Annotated in this window: 1 protein-coding gene; it reads left to right on the top strand. The window is 44.8% G+C overall.

The annotated features are described in order from the left end of the window. A partial coding sequence (locus tag A3766_RS01035; RefSeq protein ID WP_068641486.1) for a response regulator occupies positions 1-871 on the top strand: 871 nt, incomplete at both ends.

The raw sequence follows: 871 nt of genomic DNA, 5'->3' as shown, positions 1-871 counted from the left end.
CGCACCGGATGGAGAAGTCGTTGACTACACCATTGCAGAAAAAATCCCCACCATCGTACTCACGGGAAATTACGATGAAGAGAAAAGGGAGAAAATGCTGGAAAAGCGAATCGTCGACTACGTTGTAAAAGAAAGCCGCTTCTCTTACGAGTATGTCATAAAGCTGATTAAGCGCCTTGAAAAAAACCAGCATATAAAAATTCTTGTAGCAGACGACTCCAAAATGTCTCGCCGCTACATTCAACAGCAACTTGAGACACACCTTTATCAAGTGCACACCGCAGACGATGGCGACACGGCTTTAGAGGCCCTTGAACAACACCCAGATATTAAACTACTGATTACCGATTACAACATGCCAAGAATGAACGGCTTTGACTTGGTCAAAAACATCCGAAAAGAGGTGAGCAAGAATGAGCTGGTTATAATCGGCTTGTCTGGTGAAGGTGACGGAAAACTAACTGCCAAGTTCATAAAAAATGGCGCAAACGACTTCTTGAACAAACCCTTTAGCCATGAAGAGTTTCATTGCCGCATTTTACACAACATCGAAAACCTTGAGCATTCCCAAACGCTTAAATATCTCGCCTTCCATGACTTTGTTACAGGGCTGCCCAACAAACAGAAGTTCTTTCTTGATGGGAACAAAGAGTTAGAAAAGGCCGTAAGCCAGAGCACCCCAGTATCTGTTGCTCTACTCTCTGTTGACCAAATGCATAACATTCAAGACAAGCACGGCCTGGATGCGCCCGATATCACCATGCGCAATCTAACCACCCTGCTACCAAAGGCATTCAATCGCTTCCAATACGCTCGAATAAACGACTCTGACGTTGCAATACTTATGGCAGGGCTAAGCCTGGAACAAGCA

Source organism: Oleiphilus sp. HI0132, assembly GCF_001635845.1.
This window is presented reverse-complemented; position numbering and strand designations above follow the sequence as displayed.